Raw genomic sequence first — 15,999 nt, 5'->3', positions numbered from 1 at the left:
GTCATAGTCACTTATAAACGTTATGCTTTTAAAATCAGTAAAAAGGAGTGGGATAACGTGGAGCAAAAAGAATGGATTGGTCTGACGAGTGACGAAGTGGGAAAACGGCAAGAAAAATTTGGTTTTAATGAATTAAGCGAACAAAAAAAAGTTCCGTTTTATTATAAAATCGTCCATATTCTGATGGAGCCGATGTTTTTGTTGTTACTTGTTGCCGCGCTAATCTATTTCTTCTTAGGAGAACCTCAAGATGGCGCGATTATGCTCGTCTTTGTCGTGGTGATCATCGCGATAGAAATCTATCAAGAATGGAAGACTGATCAGACGTTACGTGCACTAAAAGATTTATCCGCTCCTAAAATCAAAGTTGAACGTGATCAAAAAGTATATAATATTTTAAGTCGTGAATTAGTTCCTGGTGATATTGTCTTTATCGAAGAAGGGGTCAAAATTCCAGCAGATGGAAGCGTAGTACAGGCAAATGATTTGCGTGTCGACGAGTCTTCATTGACTGGTGAAGCACAAGCAGTTTGGAAGCACACTGCATCAAATGAAACGACTACAGATTATTGGCGTACAGACTTTGTATATACAGGAACCCTTGTAACAACAGGGAGTGCAACAATTCTAGTCGAAAAAACTGGAGCTGAGACGGAATATGGAAAAATTGGAAAACATTTAGTCGAAGCGAAACCAGAACGTTCTCCCTTGGAAAAACAAATCAACCATTTAGTCAAAATCTGTGCGGGTGTGGCCATTGTCTTATTAGTATTAGTTGCAGGGATTACATTTTTTAATACTGCAGGTCTAGCACTTCATGATCGTATCGTAGAAAGTATTTTATCTGGAATCACACTAGCTATGGCGATGATTCCAGAAGAGTTCCCTGTGGTCTTGACTGTATTTTTATCGATGGGTGCATGGCGTTTAGCAAAGAAACAATCGCTGATTCGAAAATTACCGGCAATTGAAACCATGGGTGCACTTTCGGTATTAGCAGTAGATAAAACGGGAACTATCACTGAAAATAACATGACAGTTTCGACACTATGGACAAACCATTCGACAGAACGTTTAGCAGAAATCATGGGTTTAGCCAGTGAAACTGATCCATATGATCCAATGGAAATGGCGATGCTTGCGTACAATGAGACACTTGGTTTGACTAAAGCACGACTATTCGATGGAGAATTACTGACAGAATACTCTTTTACAGATGAGTTAAAGATGATGGGACATGTTTGGAAAAAGTCAGAAGAAGTAGTGGTCGCGGCTAAAGGTTCACCAGAAAGTATTTTAGCTATCAGTCTAGGAAGTGAAGATGAAAAAGCAGCGATTCGACAAAAAATCGAGGAATTCGCTAGACAAGGTTTACGCGTGATTGCTGTAGGAGAGCAACGTGTTACACAAGAAACAATTCCTGAGACGATTACCGATTGTACCTTAACCTTTTTAGGGTTAGTTGGCTTAGTCGATCCCCCTCGAGCGGGCGTAAAAAAAGAAATCGCACGTTGTCAAAAAGCTGGAATCAAAGTAGTGATGATCACTGGAGATAATGGGGTGACTGCACAAGCTATCGCGAAACAAGTTGGGATTAACGGAGCAACTCATTATTTAACCGGACAAGAAATCGATCGAATGACACAAGAAGAACTTGAAGAAAAAGTACGGGATAGTACAGTTTTTTCAAGAGTAACACCTGAACATAAGATGAAGATCATCCAAGCATTTAAAGCAAATGGCGAAGTCGTCGCGATGACAGGAGATGGCGTCAATGATGCGCCTGCACTAAAATATGCCGATGTGGGAATCGCTATGGGACAAAGAGGCTCAGAAGTTTCAAGAGAAGCAGCAGATTTGATTTTACTAGACGATAACTTTTCTACTATTTTAAATACAATCAAAGACGGACGACGTATTTATGATAATTTAGTGAAAGCGGTAGGCTATATTTTAGTTATCCATATTCCGATCGCTCTAGCCGCACTTTTTGGTCCACTCATGGGATTGACACAAGCCGCATTATTTTTGCTTCCGATTCATGTTGTATTGCTAGAGCTTGTCATTGATCCGACGTGTTCTGTTGTGTTAGAAAGACAAGTAGCTGAAGCCGATATTATGACACGTCCGCCACGTGATCCTAATGAAAAACTCTTATCTAAGCGTTTAGTAGTGAAAAGTGTTCTTCAAGGTCTGATGATCTTCATCGCTTCATTCGGTGTATTTTATTTTACGTTAAGCCAAGACCAGTCAAATGATGAATTAGCTCGTACAATGGGGTTAGTGGTGTTGATTGTGGCTAATCTATTTTTAGTCCAAGTCAATAGTTCGAAGACTCGTTTAGCGATCCAAACGTTTATGTCATTAATTCATGATAAAGTGATTTGGTCGATTTTAGGTGGAACGATCGTCGTACTTTTCGCATTGATTTATTCTCCCTTTAATCAATTTTTTGATTTAGCTGCACTATCGATCACACAATTAACTGTATGTATCGTAGTTGGACTAATCAGTGTATGTTGGTATGATATTGTAAAAATAGTTCGACGAAATAAATAAAACTATCCAATCATGTATAGCAACCTAGAGAGTTTAGGATGTAGAACATGATTGGATAGTTTTTTTAGTTTATCGGTAAATAGATCATGCCTTTTTGTTGAAACCAATCTAACACGCACTCTTTGAAATAGTCGATCAATTCTTGCTCGTGTTTTGTTTTGGTCGAGGATAAGAATCCGATAGCGGGTCGAATCGGTAGCGCATCAATAGGGAGTACGACGGTATGCGGCAAGCGTTCGCTATGCGCAATCGAGGTGAAAATCGAAATCCCGATTTTTTTTTGTACATAATATTTATGCGCCAAACTTGTCGTGACTTCAATTTTTTGGTAGTCCGTACCGAGCGCTTGTTTTAAGTATTGTTCAATCTTGATTCGAATTGGACAGTTTTCAGGTGTCATCAAAAACGTTTCATTTTTTAATTGTGCAAGTGACACATAAGGCTCTTGTGCCAAAGGATGTGTGTCATATACCAATAGATTGAGTTCATCATAAAAGAAGGGTTCAAACAGTTGATCAGAAAGTAAGGTCGGTTCCCCGCAAATGGCAAAATCAATTAGTCCTTCTTGTAAAGCTTGATTACATGCATTTGCATCCATAACTTGAATCGAGAGGGTCACTAAAGGGAATTTTTGTTTAAATACCGTTAAAATTTCTGGCAATACTAAGCTTGCGGTCGGATCCGATATACCTAGAGTCAACTTTTGTAGCGGCTTTTGCACTAGTTGATTTCCAAATGCACTTAGTGATTGATAGTGAAGAAGAAATTCTTCAGCTTTTTTATAAAACGCTTGCCCTTCAGGTGTTAGCGTAACCTGTTTTCCTCGATAAAATAAAGAAATGGCTAAATCGAGTTCTAATTGTTTGATTCGAGCCGAGATCGTAGGTTGGGCATATTGTAAAAGTTCGGCAGCTTTTTGAAAACTACCGGTTCTGACGATTAAAACAAATGTTTCGATTTCCTTGATATCCATAAAAAACCTCCCAGTGATTTAGTATTAGTATACGAAAACTTCTATAAAAGAAGAAAAAGTTTGTGATTAGTTTTTTCGATCATAACCTACTTTATTTTGGATAGATCAAAAATGATGCCGTTATCATTCTTGTTTTTAGAGGGTTCTGATAAAGAATAGTTACTTTTGTAATTCAAATATCACTTTTTTTGATAGATGAAGTTTAAAAAATTGATTTGTTTTCACAAAGATTGTGGCTTATAGTTTAGAAAATCTTAACTACTAGAAAGCGAAGTGATCAATGATGACGACCATCACATTAGTCGTAGGAAGCAACCAATCATATTCTCGAGTACAAGGACTTGTAGAATATTGTATCGATCAATTCACCATGATGCATATGACGACACATCTCATTATGGTCAATGAATTGAATCATGAAGCCTTACTAACCGCTGATTTTTCTCATCCCGATATTTTAGAAGCCAATCAAAAAATTGAAAATAGTCAAGCGGTACTATTCTTCACTCCGATTTATAAAGCGAGTTATTCAGGTATTTTAAAAACTTATCTTGATTTGCTTCCACAAAAAGGGCTAGCTGAAAAAATTGTTTACAGTCTAGCTTTAGGAGGATCGACAAATCATGTTTTGGCTTTACCTTATGCACTAGAACCTGTGCTAAAAGAATTAGGAGCTGAATATTTATTGCAATCCACATTTATCCATCAATCGATGGTGACACAACTTGCAGATAGTTGGAATGTAGCAGAAACTGCTCGTGAACGTATCGATGCCCAGCTTAGCAAAATAAATCAATATGAAGTGACGCAAGAGAAAGAAGAGGTCGTGTAATGAAAGGGACAATTCGAATTGCAACAAGAAAAGACGCACCAGCTTTACTGGAATTGATTCAAACGGCATTTAAAGAGGTCAAAGAATACGGGATCGACTGGCCTTCAACGAATGCTACGCTTCAAATGGTCACAGAAAACATTGAACGATCCGTGGCACTGTTGTATGAGTTAAACGGAGAATTGGTGTCGACGATCACGATTCGTTTGCCTTGGGAATCAGAAGAACCTGTTTCACGCTATCCTTTTTTATGGTGGTTTGCTACAGCAGATACATATCGAGGAAAAGGGATCGGCAAACAATTTTTAAGACGAGTAGAAGAAGAGTACCTGATTCCAATCTATAAAGCTCCAGCGTATATGATCGGCACATCAGGAAAGAAACATCCTTGGTTATTAGATATGTACCTACGAAATGGGTATCAAGTTCATGGCAAGCATTTAGATGAAGCAACTCAAGATATTGGTGTCTCACTGTATAAAGTATTGATACCCGAAAAATTCGAGCGCAAATTATTAAATCCAAGCGCCTAAGGAGGAGAAAAAATGGGAGATTTTTTTAATTGGCAATATGTTTGGTCGTTTATTCCTAAAATTTTAACAGCTGTACCTGTCACGTTGGGAATTGTCGGAGTGGCAACGATTATGGGAATGGGAATAGGAATATGTTTTGCCTTAATTCGTTTAGAAAAAATCCCATTTTTTTCACAACTTATTGTGGTATTGGTCTCATTTATACGCGGAACGCCGATTTTGATTCAATTGTTTTTAGTTTTTTATGGATTACCTGTAGTCTTGACGTCCATTACAGGCACTTCGGTTAACTTAGACAAATTACTATTTGTTTATCTCACCTATGGAATCAATACATCGGCTTATTTTTCAGAAATTTTTCGAACAGCAATTATTCAAGTTCCTCAAGCACAAAAAGAAGCTGCTTTATCGATTGGATTGACGAAAGGTCAAGTCTACCGACGAATCGTGTTGCCACAAGCCGTTCGCAGTGCTTTACCCCCTACAGGAACTATGATCGTCGCTTTATTACAAGATACTTCTTTAGCGTTCTCTTTAGGCATCGTAGACATTATCGGCAAAGTAAAAGTTTTAGCATCCGTAACGTATCATTCGTTAGAAGGGTATTTTATTGCTGCGATTATTTTTATTGTATTAAGTCTTGCATTAGAACAATTATTTATCATGATCGATCAACGTTTAAATCAAACGCAAAAACAAAAGTTAATGATGCCCAAGCCCCGTTTTATCGGCTGGCCCTCGTTTAGAAGAAGAGGGATTGAACATGAAGGGTAAAATATGGATACTCTTTTTTTTAGGAGTGTGTTTAGCCGGGTGTAGCGCACAAGCAACGGAAACCGACACGAAAAAAACTGGTGAAACGATTGTGGTAGGGACTGGAAATGCCTATCCACCTTTTGTCTATTTAGATGAAAAGAATGAGGTAACAGGATATGATATCGCCGTCTTAAAGGAAATCGACAAACGCTTACCAGACTATCAGTTTCAATACGAATCTATGGATTTTAAAACCATTTTGACAGCACTATCGAGTAATCATGTGCAACTTGCAGCGCATCAATATGCTGAAAACGAAGAACGTAAAGCCAAGTATCTCTATGCCCATACTGGATATACAGATTTTACGATGTATATCACTCAAAATAAGACAACTCAAGTTCCGATTACCTCTTTACAAGATCTAGCCGGAAAAAAAGTATTCGCGTCTTCTGGTTCGAATGCAGCGTATCTTTTAGAAACCTTTAATCAAACACATGCAACACCAATTCAAATCGTCTATAACGATGGCAGCAATGAAGTGATCGTAAAAGGATTACAAAATAAGACAGCAGATGCGGCATTGATGACAAAGTTTGATATTGCCAAGTTGAATAAGCAATTTCAAGCAAATTTAGTTGCCACAGGAGAACCTGTAAAAAAAGCAAAAACGTACTTTTTATTCCAAAAAAAGAATACAACATTACAAAAAGCCGTCGATCGTGCGTTAGAGACGATGATCGAAGATGGTACATTGTCTAAATTATCGATTCAATACCTTGGAGAAGATTTTACCAAATAAGGAGTGTATACAAATGAAAAAAAGAACATTATTCGGTTTGGGAGTGTTACTAGTATTGAGTACAAGTTTAGCTGCTTGTGGAAAAGAGAGCCAAGCGCAAACGCAAAAAGAGGAAGGAAAGGTCATTACGGTAGGAACCGGGAATGCCTATCGTCCATTTGTCTATTTAGATGAAAACAATGAATTGCAAGGATACGATGTGGAAGTCATGAAAGAAATCGATAAAAAATTACCTGACTATCAATTCAAATATGAATCAATGGATTTTAAAAATATTTTAACGGCGTTAAGTGCAGGAAAAGTGGACTTTGCAGGACATCAATACGAGTACAATGACGAGCGTGCGAAGAAATATCTATATGGAAAAGTTGGCTATACAGATTACACCTTGTATATTGCAGCCAATAAAGATGCCTCAACGTATACGAGTTTAGATACTTTGGCTGGGAAAAAAGTCTTTACTTCACCTGGGTCAAATGCAGCGTATCTATTAGAGCAATACAATCAAAATCATAGTACGAAAATCGATATCGTCTATAACGAAGCTACACAAGAAGTATTGGTCAAAGGATTACAAAATGGAACCGCGGATGCTGCGTTGTTGACGAAATATGATGTGGATAAATTAAATAAAGAATTTTCAGCTGAACTTGTAACCAATACAAAACCAATCAATGAATCGAAAACGTATTTTGTCTTCAAAAAAGGCGATCAAGAATTGGCCGATAAGGTAGACAAAGCACTCCAAGAATTGATTGATGAAGGAAAATTAAGTGAGTTATCGAAGAAAATTTTAGGTGCAGATTATACAAAATAAAAAGTAGGTGACAAGTATGGACTACCATGCCATTATTCAAGCGCTCCAAAAAGGAATCATGTACCTTCCAGTCACATTACGTCTATCTTTTATTCCACTAGTGATCGGTAGTGTTTTGGGCTTAGGATTTGCTTTGATCCGGTTTTATAATATTCGCTTTTTTTCCCATTTTTTAAAAATTATTTTTCCAATTCTTAAAGGGATTCCTGTGGTGCTCGTTTTGATTGTAGCCTATCTCGTATTTTCTGATTGGTTTGATCAACTTGCTGTCGCGTTGCAGTTTCCGATTCGTTTTAAAGATATCAACCGTGAATATTTGATTATTGTGATCTTAAGTGGTTACGCTACGATCCAACTGACAGAAGTTTTTCGTGGATTGCTACTTCAATTTGATCGAACTCAACTCGATGCAGCAGCCTCGATTGGATTGACGACTAGACAAACGATTAGGCGCATTATCTTACCGCAGTTATGGTTTCAATCGTTACCACTTTTATGTAATCAATGGATCGTATTGTTAAAGTTGTCGGCATTAGCTTCTATCGTTTCTGTCGTCGATATTTTGAGTGGTTCACTGATCACTGCAACGACAAGTTATACGTTTTTAGAAGCGTATATTGCAGCTGCAGTCATTTATTGGATTTTAGCGATCATCATTGAACAAATGGGCTTTTTCCTAGAACGACGCCCACTAGCTAAACGAGGGGGAATTTGATGTTAACGATCACACAACTACAAAAACGTTTTGGTAAACAAGTGATTTTAGATAAAGTAGATATCACGATTCAAAAAGGTGAAGTCGTAGTCATTTTAGGCCCAAGTGGTTCTGGGAAAACTACGTTCTTACGTTGTTTGAATTTTTTAGAACAAGCAGATGCAGGAACTTTAGCACTAAACGATCAAGTGATCGATGCCAAAAAAGCTACGAAACAGGAAATTTTAGCATGGCGTAGACAAACCGCGATGGTATTTCAGCAATATGCATTATTTGCACATAAAACGGCATTAGAAAACGTGATTGAAGGATTAATAATGGTTCAAAAAATGCCAAAAGCAGAAGCTATTTTACTAGGAACGGCTCTGTTAACGCAAGTAGGATTAGCAGATAAGCTCACACATTATCCAGCTCAATTATCTGGAGGACAACAGCAGCGTGTGGGGATTGCACGCGCATTGGCATTAAAACCAGAAATTATCTTATTCGATGAACCGACAAGTGCACTCGATCCAGAGCTAGTTGGAGAGACACTAGCTGTGATCAAATCACTAGCACATCAAGAAAGTACGTTGATCATCGTGACTCATGAAATGCAATTTGCTTATGAAGTGGCTGATCGTGTGATTTTTATGGAGCATGGACAAATCGTGGAACAAGGAACACCAAAAGAAGTGTTTGAATCTCCTAAAGAAGCACGAACGAAACAATTTTTGGCACGAACACGTCCGAACTTATTTGAGGAGGTCTTTGTATAATGCGTATCGGGTTATTGGATCAAAGTATCGTCTATGAAGAGGAAACTGCTCAATCGACATTAGCTAAAACTGTCAGTTATGCAAAAAAAGCGGATCAGTTAGGCTTTGATGCTTTTTATGTATCTGAACACCACTTGATCGATCAAATGGCTGGTGTTAGTCCTGAAGTGTTAATGGGGTATTTATTAGCGGCGACTTCTACCATCAAAATTGGTAGTGCAGGCGTCATGTTGCAACACTTTGTTCCGTATAAAGTGGCAGAAAATATCGATGTACTAGCTAATTTAGCACCAGATCGCGTGATTGTAGGTGTCGGAAAAGCACAAGGTGGAAATGATCAAGTCGTTAAGGTTTTACAAAGAGATGCATTTCAAAAAGAACGGCCATTTGATGAAAAATATCGTGAGTTCGTTGGGTTGATTCGTGATGAGCTACCACCAGAACATCCTTATTATGAGACGATCACATTACAACCAGTAATTGATACAAAACCAGAAATGGTGTTATTGGGAGGAAGTTTAGAAAGTGTAGCTTTGGCTCACGAAACGACTTCTGGTATGATTTATCCTTTTTTTGCTAATGGAGATCGTGATGCATTACATACGATCAAATCGGCTTTTCAAAAAGGTAGTGCACAACGATTTATGGTGGCTGTAACGGTGGCGTTAGTGTCTTCTGAAGTAGAAAAAAGAGCATATCTAGAACAATTGGCTTCATACACCGTTCATTTTATTTCGGGAAAACGTCTGAATTTTGCTGATGAGACTAGTGCAAAAGCGTATCAAGCCAGTCAAAGTGAAGAGACTTGGATTGAAATGAAATCAATCGGAGCAATTGTAGGCACGAAAGAGACGTTAGCAAAAGCGCTACAAGAATTTACAGAATATTATCAAATCACAGATCTTGTTCTTCATACACCGCATCAACCTTATGCGCAAAAAGAGCAATTGATCGACTATCTTGCAACAAAAATCGAATTAAAAAGGGGCGTTTTTTTATGAGTCAACCAACTATTGTATTATGGGCAAAAGAAGGGTGTCATTATTGTCAAACATTGAAAGACTATTTTGCAACAGCACAATTGGAATATCAAGTTGTGGATGTGACGTATCAAGATGCCTTTCGTTCGATTTTACAAACGAAATACGGGGTGAGTTACGTTCCTGTCGTGGAAATCGCCAAAAATGGAAGCACACAATTTACTGGAGTAACAAGTTTAGAGTTAGAAGATGTGATCAAAGAAATCCAGGCACATCAAGAGGTAGTGGCATGAGCAAAACATTACATTTAGGTGCCATCTTACATGGGATCGGAAGTACGACAGATGGTTGGCGCCATCCGGATATCGATGCAACAGCTAGCACGAATTTTGATTTTTACAAAACACGTGCGCAATTAGCAGAGAAAGCTTTTTTCGATTTTGTATTTATTGCCGATGGTTTATTTATTTCAGAAGCGTCGATCCCTCATTTTTTAAATCGATTCGAACCCATTACGTTATTGGCATCTTTGGCGCAAGTGACTGAAAATATTGGGCTAGTCGGAACGTTCTCTTCAACTTATACAGATCCATTTACATTAGCCCGTCAACTCATGTCTTTGGATCATTTAAGTCAAGGTCGGGCTGGATGGAATGTCGTAACATCCCCTCAAGCAGGGGCTGCGAAAAATTATAATAATCGCACGCTACCTCCACATGACGAGCGCTATGAGATTGCAAAAGAGCATTTAGAAGTCGTTCAAGGATTATGGCGTTCATTTGAAGAAGAGGCGTTTGTTCGAAATAAACAAACAGGTCAATATGTTGATTTTGAGAAAATGCATCGTCTAGATTATCAAGGGACGTATTTCCAAGTTGCCGGTCCTTTAAATATTGGTCGATCGCCCCAAGGAGAGCCAGTGATTTTCCAAGCAGGTGCTTCAGATAAAGGAAAAGCATTTGCAGCTAAACATGCAGAAGCGATCTTTACCCATAGTGGATCGATTCAAAGCATGCGCGAATTTTATGATGATATCGCTCGCCAAACGGCTACATTCAAGCGTAAAGCGCTCGTTCTTCCTGGGATTTCACCGATTATTGGGGATACGCTAGAAGATGCACAAGCACAATATGACGCCGTTGCGCAATTGATTCCAATCGAGCATGCGTTGAATTATCTTGCACGTTACTTTGATGATCACGATTTTCATCAATATCCATTAGATGAACCATTCCCAGAACTTGGAGATATTGGAAAAGAGGCTTTTCGTAGTACTACGGATAAGATCAAACAAGAAGCTAAAGATCAAAATCTTACGCTACGTCAAGTGGCGATTGAACAAGCCTTACCACGACCATTATTTATGGGAACAAAAGAACACGTTGCGGATTTGATTGAAGAATGGTTTGTTCAAGGTGCAGTAGATGGTTTTATTATTGGCGGCGACTATCCTCATGCATTTGAACGTTTTATAACAGAAGTGGTACCGATTTTACAGAAAAAAGGGATCTATAAAACAGCGTACACACACAATACGCTACGAGGAAACTTAGGATTAGCATAAAAAAGGGCTGTGACAGATTTCTGTCACAGCCTCTTTTTTAATGTCCAACGTAACGGTGCATTGGAATCGTATTGTTACCTGGATGAACCAAAAGGTATTGCACAACATCGATATTACTTGATTCAAACGATGCCGCACAAGCTTGTAGATAAAGATCCCACATGCGGTAGAAGCGTTCATCTGCAACAGACAGTACTTGGTCTTTTACAGCATGGAAATTTTTCGTCCAATGCTCGAGTGTCAATTGATAGTCACGACGCAAGCTTTCTAAATCGATTAGTTGTAAATCGTTTGTTTGCATATGTGTTGCAAGCTCAGCAATACCTGGGATATAGCCTCCTGGGAAAATATATTGATTGATCCATGCATTTGTTGCGCCACCTTGTTGACGGCTGATTCCATGAATCAAAGCAGTTCCTTTAGGTTTTAATAGTCGTTTGACTACAGCAAAATATTCTTCTAAACTATCTTCTCCGACGTGTTCGAACATGCCTACACTAGTAATATGATCAAATTCTAAGTTTTTGACTTCACGATAATCTTTTAATAAAACCGTGCATTTGTCTTCTAAACCTTCTGCTTTGATTTTATCCGTAATAAAACGATATTGTTCCTCGCTTAATGTGATTCCTGTTGCGTGCACACCATATTCTTTGATTGCAGTGAACATCAATGTACCCCAGCCACAACCAATATCTAATAAACTATCGCCTTCTTTAATAAATAATTTATTTAGAATATGACGAACTTTATTCATTTGTGCTTGTTCCAATGTATCTTCTGGTGTCTCAAAATACGCACAAGAATACGTAAGTGTCTGATCTAACCAAAGTTCATAAAACTCATTTCCTAAATCATAATGCGAATGAATGTCTTCTTTATTTTGTTTTTTTGTATGACGTGCTAATTTAGGTAACCATTTGATATAACTTTTTGAGCGTAGGAAACTGCCTGCTTGTTTATAGGCATCTGCAACTAATTCCTGAATACTACCCTCGATTTCGATTTTTTTGTCCATATAGGCTTCACCTAATGTCAATGAAGCATTTTTAGTGATTTCTTTGATTGGAATCATTTGATTGAATGTAATGGTAATTTCAGGTTCACCTTCTAGATTGCCGTAACGCTCAGAAGTATGATCCCAGTAATTTACTTGAACAGGTAATGAGAATGATTCTGAAAATAATTTCTTATATAGTTCTTTTTCTAACATCAATAATTCCTCCTAAAACTGATTTGCCTTTACTAGAGTAGCGCTTTTTGTAATAAATTACAAACATTTTTAATTGTTTTTCATTGGTTTTTCAGGTTTACATTTACATTTATAGCCCTATAGTATATGATAAACCAGGTTATAGAAAAAGAAAAGAATAGGAACGATTCTAACAATATTGTTCGCATTTAGGGGGATTTTTAGTAGTGAAAGAAAAAGTATCGCAGTATTTTGGCTTATCTGCACTTCATACTACGATTCGTACAGAGGTCGTAGCAGGATTTACGACATTTATTTCAATGGTCTATATCTTATTTGTGAATCCTAGCGTACTCGGCGCTTCAGGAATGGATGAAGGAGCGGTATTTACGGCTACAGCCTTAGCGAGTGCTATCGGAAGTATTTTGATGGGAGTTTATGCAAAATATCCAATCGCAACCGCTCCAGCATTAGGAATCAATGCATTTTTTGCTTATTCAGTGTGTATCGGAATGAAGATTCCTTGGCAAACGGCCTTAGCAGGTGTATTTGTCGCTTCACTATTGTTTATGTTGATTACAGTATTAAAATTGCGTGAATTGATTATCAATGCAATCCCTAAAGATTTAAAATTTGCAATTTCGGGTGGAATTGGCTTGTTTATTGCTTTCTTAGGATTAAATCAAGGTGGGATCATTGTTGCCGATGAATCGACTTTAGTTTCATTAGGTTCATTATCTATTGGGACGACTTGGTTAACGATTTTTGGATTGACTGTCACGGCAATTTTATTGATCCGTAAAGTTCCAGGAAGTGTGTTTATTGGGATGGCCGCAACGACTGTTTTAGGATTACTTACAGGATTGATTCAAAAACCTACAGGTATCGTAGCAGCGGCTCCAAGTTTGAAACCAACATTTCTTGTTGCGGCAAAGCATATTGGAGACATTAATTCTGTTCAGCTTTGGGTCGTAGTGTTGACCTTTTTATTGGTCACATTTTTCGATACAGCAGGGACTCTTGTCGGATTAGCAAATCAAGCTGGATTTATGAAAAATAATGAAATGCCACGGGTTGGAAAAGCATTGGCTTCTGATTCAACGGCGATGTTAGCGGGCTCTTTATTTGGAACCTCTCCTGTGGGTGCGTATGTTGAATCTTCTGCTGGGATTGCAGTTGGAGGGCGCTCAGGGTTAACTGCTGTGGTTACCGGTGTTTTATTCTTGTTTGGATTATTTTTCTCTCCTTTATTAGGAATCGTAACGCCACAAGTCACTGCACCAGCTTTGATCGTGGTAGGTGTGATGATGGCCCATTCGTTAAAAGAAATCGACTGGGAACATCTAGAAATTGCAATTCCAGCCTTCTTGATTTTAGTTGGGATGCCGCTGACGTATAGTATCTCAGATGGAATTGCCTTAGGATTTATTTTTTATCCAATCACGATGATCGCGGCAAAACGTGGGAAAGAAGTTTCGCCAATCATGTACGCCTTATTCTTTGTTTTTGTTGGCTTTATGTGGATTTTAAATATGAATTAATAGGAAACAGTACCTTGATTCACTCAAGGTACTGTTTTTTTACTTATTTTTTGTAAGCAAAATAATCGTATTTTTGTGGTTCTCTTGTTATAGTAGTAAAAAAAGACGATGGAGGATACAGATGACAACTTATGAATTTGGCTTAGACACGTTTGGAGATATTCCATACCGTAATCAGCAACGGGTTTCAGATGCTGAAGCACTACGTTTGACGATTGAGGAAGGACGATTAGCCGATCAAGTGGGTGTAGATATTTTAGCAATAGGAGAGCATCATCGTAAAGAGTATGCGATTTCTAGTCCAGAGATCGTTCTTGGTGCTTTGGCAACAGTCACAGAAACAATCAAATTAAGTACAGGGGTAACAGTTTTGAGTTCAGATGATCCAGTACGCGTATATGAACGTTTTGCTACATTAGATGCCTTATCAAATGGGCGCGCGCAAGTCATGCTAGGTCGAGGTTCATTTACGGAATCGTTCCCTTTGTTTGGGTATGATCTTCAACAATACAATGAATTATTTGAAGAAAAATTAGCGTTGTACCATGAACTCACAACAAAAGAAAGTGTAACGTGGGAAGGGAAATTAACACAGTCTTTAAACAAAGCGCAAGTGTATCCTAAAATGGAAAATAACCGTACGTTAACGACTTATATTGGCGTAGGTGGAACACCAGAATCGATTGTTCGAGCGGCGCGCTACGGATTTCCAGTGATGCTGGCGATCATTGGCGGAGAACCCAAACGATTTGCGCCTTACGTAGAATTGTATCAAAAAGCAGCTGCACAGTTTCAACAACCTGCCTTGCCGATTGGCATGCATTCTCACGGAGTAATTGCTAAAACGAATGAAGAAGCACAAGAAATCGCGTGGACCTATATTAAACAAATGATGGATCAATTGGGACGTGAACGTGGCTGGGGTGCAATGAGTCGCGAGCAGTTTATGGCTGAAGTTGAATATGGTTCTTATTATGTGGGCGATCCAGAAACTGTGGCACAAAAAATAGCACGTACAATGAAAGAAGTTGGTGTCAAACGCTTTGATCTAGTGTATGGAGCGGGTGGACAAACGATTGAGGCTCGTATGCAGACGATTGAACTATATGGAAAAGAAGTCATTCCAAGAGTAAAAGAATTACTGAAAGAAGGATAATATGAAAAAAATTGGGATTATAGGTGCTGGGAAATTAGGATTAGCCTTAGCAAAATTAGCACTGGATGCAGGTTATGATGTGGGAATTTCAAGTTCACGTCCTGCGCAAGCTATCGAATTAACAGTCGAAGTGTTAGCGCCAGGTGCAAAAGCATATACAACCACTGAATTAATCGAACAGTTTTCTACTATTATATTGGCATTGCCTTTGAGTCGCTTTTTGGCACTTCCTGATTCCATATTGACTCAATTTAAGGAAAAAACAGTTCTTGATGCGATGAATTTTTGGTGGGAAATCGATGGAAAAGATCAGGAAGCACATTATCGAAACTCTTCAGTGACCGTTCAAAATAAATTACCTGAAGCATTCGTTGTGAAGGCATTTAACCATATGGGCTATCATGATTTAGCTGCTGAAGCAACAACTAAAGAGCATAAAAAAGCGATTGCCTACGCCACAGATCACCCTCATATCGTCCCAGAGATTGAAGAGTTGATCAAACAGCTTGGCTTTGATCCTTATGCGTTAGCTACCCTTGAACAAGGAGTAATGTTAGAACCAGGTAGTCCATTATTTGGTGCAAATGAATCAAAAGCCGTGTTAGATGTAATGATCAGACAAATGGAGCATAAAACAGTAGATTGAGTTCGTCTACCTAAATAAATTAAACTAAATCGTCGAAAAAGCACGTATTCTTTTGTAGGATACGTGCTTTTTCTAATCTAATGGTTGACAAAGAGAATAAAAATAAATAAATCGTCAAAATACGAACTCACATTAAAGTGAAAGTCCTAAAAAAGAATTTCGAGATATTTTTAGT

16 protein-coding genes are annotated in these 15,999 nt (G+C 38.2%); 14 read left to right on the top strand and 2 right to left on the bottom strand.

From position 1 onward, the window contains the following. Positions 1 to 57 precede the first annotated feature (57 nt). On the top strand, positions 58 to 2,559 hold the full coding sequence (locus tag I573_RS10190) for a cation-translocating P-type ATPase (RefSeq protein WP_016186470.1): 2,502 nt from the start codon (positions 58 to 60) through the stop codon (positions 2,557 to 2,559). Between the two features lie 64 nt (positions 2,560 to 2,623). Here the strand turns inward: I573_RS10190 and I573_RS10185 are convergent, their stop codons facing one another. Then, positions 2,624 to 3,532 (bottom strand): LysR family transcriptional regulator, encoded by a 909-nt coding sequence (locus I573_RS10185; protein ID WP_016186471.1) that lies wholly within the window; start codon positions 3,530 to 3,532, stop codon positions 2,624 to 2,626. A gap of 280 nt (positions 3,533 to 3,812) precedes the next feature. Between I573_RS10185 and I573_RS10180 the strand changes: the two genes are divergently transcribed. Genes I573_RS10180 through I573_RS10135 form a run of 10 tightly spaced genes read left to right on the top strand, consistent with a single transcriptional unit; the run spans position 3,813 to position 11,289 of the window. After that, positions 3,813 to 4,364 carry an NAD(P)H-dependent oxidoreductase gene (locus I573_RS10180; RefSeq protein ID WP_245555082.1) on the top strand — a complete coding sequence of 184 codons (552 nt, stop codon included), beginning with the start codon at positions 3,813 to 3,815 and terminating at the stop codon, positions 4,362 to 4,364. Then, on the top strand, positions 4,364 to 4,897 hold the full coding sequence (locus I573_RS10175; RefSeq protein ID WP_016186473.1) for a GNAT family N-acetyltransferase: 534 nt from the start codon (positions 4,364 to 4,366) through the stop codon (positions 4,895 to 4,897). Before I573_RS10180 ends, I573_RS10175 begins: the two co-directional genes overlap by 1 nt. Positions 4,898 to 4,909: 12 nt before the next feature. Further along, positions 4,910 to 5,671 carry an amino acid ABC transporter permease gene (locus I573_RS10170; RefSeq protein ID WP_016186474.1) on the top strand — a complete coding sequence of 254 codons (762 nt, stop codon included), beginning with the start codon at positions 4,910 to 4,912 and terminating at the stop codon, positions 5,669 to 5,671. Next, positions 5,661 to 6,455, top strand: a complete 795-nt coding sequence (locus I573_RS10165; RefSeq protein WP_016186475.1) for a transporter substrate-binding domain-containing protein — start codon at positions 5,661 to 5,663, stop codon at positions 6,453 to 6,455. The genes I573_RS10170 and I573_RS10165 overlap by 11 nt, the downstream gene beginning before the upstream one ends. Positions 6,456 to 6,468: 13 nt before the next feature. After that, positions 6,469 to 7,272 carry a transporter substrate-binding domain-containing protein gene (locus tag I573_RS10160; protein WP_016186476.1) on the top strand — a complete coding sequence of 268 codons (804 nt, stop codon included), beginning with the start codon at positions 6,469 to 6,471 and terminating at the stop codon, positions 7,270 to 7,272. 16 nt (positions 7,273 to 7,288) lie between these two features. Then, entirely contained in the window at positions 7,289 to 7,987 is a 699-nt protein-coding gene (locus I573_RS10155) for an ABC transporter permease subunit (protein WP_016186477.1), read from the top strand. Next, positions 7,987 to 8,745, top strand: a complete 759-nt coding sequence (locus tag I573_RS10150) for an amino acid ABC transporter ATP-binding protein (protein ID WP_016186478.1) — start codon at positions 7,987 to 7,989, stop codon at positions 8,743 to 8,745. The genes I573_RS10155 and I573_RS10150 overlap by 1 nt, the downstream gene beginning before the upstream one ends. Continuing rightward, positions 8,745 to 9,746: an MsnO8 family LLM class oxidoreductase gene (locus I573_RS10145; protein WP_016186479.1), complete on the top strand. Its 1,002-nt coding sequence runs from the start codon at positions 8,745 to 8,747 to the stop codon at positions 9,744 to 9,746. The genes I573_RS10150 and I573_RS10145 overlap by 1 nt, the downstream gene beginning before the upstream one ends. Beyond that, complete coding sequence (locus I573_RS10140; protein WP_016186480.1) at positions 9,743 to 10,018, top strand: glutaredoxin family protein; 276 nt, start codon at positions 9,743 to 9,745, stop codon at positions 10,016 to 10,018. Before I573_RS10145 ends, I573_RS10140 begins: the two co-directional genes overlap by 4 nt. Then, positions 10,015 to 11,289 (top strand): LLM class flavin-dependent oxidoreductase, encoded by a 1,275-nt coding sequence (locus tag I573_RS10135; RefSeq protein WP_016186481.1) that lies wholly within the window; start codon positions 10,015 to 10,017, stop codon positions 11,287 to 11,289. The genes I573_RS10140 and I573_RS10135 overlap by 4 nt, the downstream gene beginning before the upstream one ends. 37 nt (positions 11,290 to 11,326) lie before the next feature. Here the strand turns inward: I573_RS10135 and I573_RS10130 are convergent, their stop codons facing one another. Then, complete coding sequence (locus I573_RS10130; RefSeq protein WP_016186482.1) at positions 11,327 to 12,502, bottom strand: SAM-dependent methyltransferase; 1,176 nt, start codon at positions 12,500 to 12,502, stop codon at positions 11,327 to 11,329. A gap of 206 nt (positions 12,503 to 12,708) precedes the next feature. On the opposite strand from I573_RS10130, the gene I573_RS10125 reads away from it, so the two are divergent. The 3 genes from I573_RS10125 (at position 12,709) to I573_RS10115 (ending at position 15,824) form a co-directional block, all read left to right on the top strand. After that, entirely contained in the window at positions 12,709 to 14,022 is a 1,314-nt protein-coding gene (locus I573_RS10125) for an NCS2 family permease (RefSeq protein ID WP_016186483.1), read from the top strand. Between the two features lie 121 nt (positions 14,023 to 14,143). Then, on the top strand, positions 14,144 to 15,178 hold the full coding sequence (locus tag I573_RS10120) for an LLM class flavin-dependent oxidoreductase (protein ID WP_016186484.1): 1,035 nt from the start codon (positions 14,144 to 14,146) through the stop codon (positions 15,176 to 15,178). A gap of 1 nt (position 15,179) precedes the next feature. Beyond that, the gene (locus I573_RS10115) at positions 15,180 to 15,824 is read left to right on the top strand and encodes an NADPH-dependent F420 reductase (protein WP_016186485.1); all 645 of its coding nucleotides are present in this window, start codon (positions 15,180 to 15,182) and stop codon (positions 15,822 to 15,824) included. Positions 15,825 to 15,999 lie beyond the last annotated feature (175 nt).

Origin of the sequence: Enterococcus sulfureus ATCC 49903, from assembly GCF_000407605.1 — a bacterium.
GTDB lineage: Bacteria > Bacillota > Bacilli > Lactobacillales > Enterococcaceae > Enterococcus_G > Enterococcus_G sulfureus.
This window is presented reverse-complemented; position numbering and strand designations above follow the sequence as displayed.

Coding starts and splice junctions, on each gene's coding strand:
- I573_RS10145 (WP_016186479.1), top strand. CDS start 8,745: ATGCGTATCGGGTTATTGGATCAAAGTATCGTCTATGAAGAGGAAACT.
- I573_RS10175 (WP_016186473.1), top strand. CDS start 4,364: ATGAAAGGGACAATTCGAATTGCAACAAGAAAAGACGCACCAGCTTTA.
- I573_RS10185 (WP_016186471.1), bottom strand. CDS start 3,532: ATGGATATCAAGGAAATCGAAACATTTGTTTTAATCGTCAGAACCGGT.
- I573_RS10135 (WP_016186481.1), top strand. CDS start 10,015: ATGAGCAAAACATTACATTTAGGTGCCATCTTACATGGGATCGGAAGT.
- I573_RS10165 (WP_016186475.1), top strand. CDS start 5,661: ATGAAGGGTAAAATATGGATACTCTTTTTTTTAGGAGTGTGTTTAGCC.
- I573_RS10155 (WP_016186477.1), top strand. CDS start 7,289: ATGGACTACCATGCCATTATTCAAGCGCTCCAAAAAGGAATCATGTAC.
- I573_RS10150 (WP_016186478.1), top strand. CDS start 7,987: ATGTTAACGATCACACAACTACAAAAACGTTTTGGTAAACAAGTGATT.
- I573_RS10140 (WP_016186480.1), top strand. CDS start 9,743: ATGAGTCAACCAACTATTGTATTATGGGCAAAAGAAGGGTGTCATTAT.
- I573_RS10180 (WP_245555082.1), top strand. CDS start 3,813: ATGATGACGACCATCACATTAGTCGTAGGAAGCAACCAATCATATTCT.
- I573_RS10160 (WP_016186476.1), top strand. CDS start 6,469: ATGAAAAAAAGAACATTATTCGGTTTGGGAGTGTTACTAGTATTGAGT.
- I573_RS10120 (WP_016186484.1), top strand. CDS start 14,144: ATGACAACTTATGAATTTGGCTTAGACACGTTTGGAGATATTCCATAC.
- I573_RS10115 (WP_016186485.1), top strand. CDS start 15,180: ATGAAAAAAATTGGGATTATAGGTGCTGGGAAATTAGGATTAGCCTTA.
- I573_RS10170 (WP_016186474.1), top strand. CDS start 4,910: ATGGGAGATTTTTTTAATTGGCAATATGTTTGGTCGTTTATTCCTAAA.
- I573_RS10130 (WP_016186482.1), bottom strand. CDS start 12,502: ATGTTAGAAAAAGAACTATATAAGAAATTATTTTCAGAATCATTCTCA.